Genomic DNA, 3,265 nt, shown 5'->3' with positions numbered 1-3,265 from the left:
CTGCGGGGGGTTCGGCGCTCCGGGCGAGGCGCTCTTCGGGGGCTCCGGGGCTGTCGCCGGGGCCGGGCGCGGCGGTCATGCCGCGTCGCCCTTCGGGGCGCGTCCGCTGCCGGGCGGGCCGGCGAACGCCTGCGCGATGTCCAGCCAGCGGTCGGCGTCCGGGCCGGTCGCGGTCAGGGACAGGTCGGCGCGGTGGGCACGCTGCGTGACCAGCAGGCAGAAGTCGAGGGCGGGTCCGGTGACGCGTTGGGCGGCGTCCTCCGGGCCGTACGCCCACAGGCTGCCGTCGGGCGCGGTCAGCTCCACGCGGAACTCCTCGCCGGGCGGCGTCAGTCCGTGCACCCCGTACGCGAAGTCCCGGGTGCGCACCCCGAGGCGGGCGATGTGCCGCAGCCGGCCGGTGGGCGGGAGTTCGACACCGAGGGCGTCGGCGATGTCCAGTCCGTGCGCCCACGTCTCCATCAGGCGCGCGGTGGCCATGGACGCGACGGACATCGGCGGCCCGTACCAGGGGAAACGGGCGCCGGGCGGGGCCTCGCGCAACGCCCGGTCGAGCGCGGCCCGCCCCTTGCGCCAGCGGTCCAGCAGCTCGGCGGGCGGCAACGCGGCGCCCTCGTCGGCGCCGTCGTCCACGAAGGAGGCGGGCGCGGCGAGGGCCTTCTCGACCAGGGCTTTGAAGGCGTCCGCGTCGGTGACCGCGGTCAGTGCGGACCGGTCGGTCCAGGCGAGATGGGCGATCTGATGGGCGACGGTCCAGCGGGGGGCGGGCGTGGGGAGCGCCCAGCGCTCCGGCGCCGACTCGGCCACCAACCGGTCGAGTCGGTCACTTTCCGCACGCAGATCGTCGATGACGGGCGTCGGGTCGGCCATGGGGGGAGCATGGCAGCGGGCATGGAAACAAGCAAGCGTGCTTGCATGATTTTGTTCCCGTCCGGCTGCCGGGACATCAGGCGACAGGCGTCAGGCGCCAAGCGACGACAAGCGACAGGCGACAGGCGACAGGCGACAGGCGGCAGGCGGCAGGCGGCAGGCGAGGATCTCGCTCGTGTGCTTCTGGAGGTGCGGAGCGGGTCCATGACAGCCACGGCCCGATGTGAAAAATGACGTGCCTGCGGCTCGGTCACCGTCCTAGCGTCGAGGGATGCTCGATGCAGACGGATACTTCGGGGAATCGGTGGCGGCGTCCTACGACGAGTCGACGGCCGACATGTTCGAGCCGCAGGTCGTGGAACCGGCCGTGGAGGTGCTGGCCGAGCTGGCCGGGGACGGCGGGCGGGCGCTGGAGTTCGGGATCGGGACCGGGCGTATCGCGCTGCCGCTGGCGGCGCGAGGCGTGGAAGTGCACGGGATCGACATGTCCCGGGCGATGGTGAAGCGGCTGCGGGAGAAGCCCGGCGGGGACGCGATCGGCGTGACCATCGGCGACTTCGCCACCGCCAAGGTGGACGGAACGTTCTCGGTCGCGTACCTCGTCTTCAACACGATCAGCAACCTGACCTCGCAGGACGCCCAGGTCGACTGCTTCCTCAACGCCGCCGCCCATCTGGAGCCGGGCGGCTGCTTCGTGATCGAGGTGGGCGTGCCCGATCTGCGCAGGCTTCCGCCGGGGCAGACCGCGGTACCGTTCCGCGTGGAGGACGGGCGGTTCGGTTTCGACCAGTACGACGTGGCCACGCAGTCCATGAGTTCCCATCACATCTCCGTCCGGGACGGCAACGCCTCCTACCTCACCGTCCCGTTCCGGTACGTGTGGCCCTCCGAGCTGGACCTCATGGCACGGCTCGCCGGGATGCGGCTGCGGGCCCGGTGGGACGGGTGGAGCCGGGAACCGTTCACCAGCGAGAGCCGACAGCACGTCTCCGTCTGGGAGAAGCCGGCCGACTGACGCCGCCCCGGGCCGCGCCGCGCCTCACAGTGTCGCCGGGCGGCAGTGCGGGTGCCCGCCCGTCTCGCGCAGGGTCCCGGCCCGCTGCTCAGGCCTCCGGCACCGGCTGCTTCGTACGGCTGCCCCGGCTCGTCTGCGTACGCACCGCGCCCATGCTCGCCGCGATGACCAGCGCGATCGCCAGGGCCTCGGTGACCGCGAGGGCCTGGTGGAGGATGAGGAACCCGGCGGTGGCGGCGAGGGCCGGCTCCAGACTCATCATGATCGCGAAGGTGGAGGCGGGAAGCCGTCGCAGGGCGAGCAGTTCGAGGGTGTACGGCAGCACCGAGGACAGCACCGCGACGGCCGCGCCCAGGCCTATCGTCACCGGGTCGGCGAGCCGGCTGCCCGACTCGGCCACGCCCAGCGGGAGGAACAGCACCGCTCCCACCGCCATGGCGAGGGCGAGCCCGTCGGCCTGTGGGAAGCGGCGGCCCGTACGGGCACTGAAGACGATGTACGCCGCCCACATCGCGCCCGCCCCGAGCGCGAAGGCGACACCGATCGGGTCGAGGCCGGAGAAGCCACCGCCGCCGAGGAGGAACACACCGGTCAGCGCGAGCCCCGCCCACAGCACGTTGATCGCGCGGCGGGAGGCCAGCACGGACAGGGCGAGCGGGCCGAGGACCTCCAGGGTGACGGCGAGACCGAGCGGGATGCGGTCGACGGACTGGTAGAACAGGCCGTTCATCGCGGCCATGGCGATACCGAAGACCACCACCGTGCCCCAGTCGGCGCGGGAGTAGCCGCGCAGGCGCGGGCGGCACACCAGGAGCAGGACCACGGCCGCGACCAGCAACCGCAGCGACACGACGCCGAGCGGACCGGCGCGGTCCATCAGCTTGACCGCGAGGGCGCCGCCGAACTGGACCGAGACACCGCCCGCGAGCACCAGCCCGACCGGTCCGAGCCCCGCCCGGGCGGAGGGTGCGGCGGCAGGCGCCTGCGCGGCTGTGGCGGACGTCGTCGTGGGTGCGTCAGGGGTGGTCACGGGCGGTTCCAGTCGATCGACACGGGGTGTTCATCGTGATGCACTGCCGGGTTCAGGGTAATGGACTCCGTCAGGTGTGTGAAGCCATTTAGGAGCTGACCTCCTGCCGTCCTGCGGTCTCTCGCACGACGCCCCCTCCCGGCGCCGCCGGTTCACGCGCCGAGGTCAGGAAGAGCCTCGGTCCACAGGCCCTCGGCTCGACTCTCCGGCTCGACGCTTCGGCTCGGCGCTTTTGGCTCGGCTGGTCGGCTCGGCGCTTTTGGCTCGGCTGGTCGGCTCGGCGCTTTTGGCTCGGCTGGTCGGCTCGGCGCTTTTGGCTCGGCTGGTCGGCTCGGCGCTTTTGGCTCGGC

The 3,265-nt window shown here is 72.6% G+C and carries 3 protein-coding genes; 1 reads left to right on the top strand and 2 read right to left on the bottom strand.

The annotated features are described in order from the left end of the window. Window positions 1-75: 75 nt before the first annotated feature. Window positions 76-870, bottom strand: coding sequence for a TIGR03084 family metal-binding protein (locus MTQ10_RS29250; RefSeq protein ID WP_247473407.1), 795 nt, complete (start codon window positions 868-870; stop codon window positions 76-78). Window positions 871-1,141: 271 nt separating this feature from the next. Between MTQ10_RS29250 and MTQ10_RS29245 the strand changes: the two genes are divergently transcribed. Next, a complete protein-coding gene (locus MTQ10_RS29245; protein ID WP_247473406.1) occupies window positions 1,142-1,885 on the top strand; it encodes a class I SAM-dependent DNA methyltransferase in 744 nt (247 codons plus the stop codon). An 88-nt stretch (window positions 1,886-1,973) separates the two neighbouring features. Here MTQ10_RS29245 and MTQ10_RS29240 read toward each other — a convergent pair whose 3' ends face one another. Further along, window positions 1,974-2,915, bottom strand: a complete 942-nt coding sequence (locus MTQ10_RS29240; protein WP_247473405.1) for an EamA family transporter — start codon at window positions 2,913-2,915, stop codon at window positions 1,974-1,976. Window positions 2,916-3,265: the final 350 nt, after the last annotated feature.

It is taken from the genome of Streptomyces sp. XM83C, from assembly GCF_023072675.1.
GTDB classification, from domain to species: domain Bacteria; phylum Actinomycetota; class Actinomycetes; order Streptomycetales; family Streptomycetaceae; genus Streptomyces; species Streptomyces thermocoprophilus.
Note: the sequence above shows the minus strand (reverse complement) of the source record. Positions and strands in the feature narration are given on the sequence as shown.

What these genes read in the sequence shown, in the direction of transcription:
- MTQ10_RS29250 (WP_247473407.1), bottom strand. Translation starts at nt 870, where the DNA reads ATGGCCGACCCGACGCCCGTCATCGACGATCTGCGTGCGGAAAGTGAC.
- MTQ10_RS29245 (WP_247473406.1), top strand. Translation starts at nt 1,142, where the DNA reads ATGCTCGATGCAGACGGATACTTCGGGGAATCGGTGGCGGCGTCCTAC.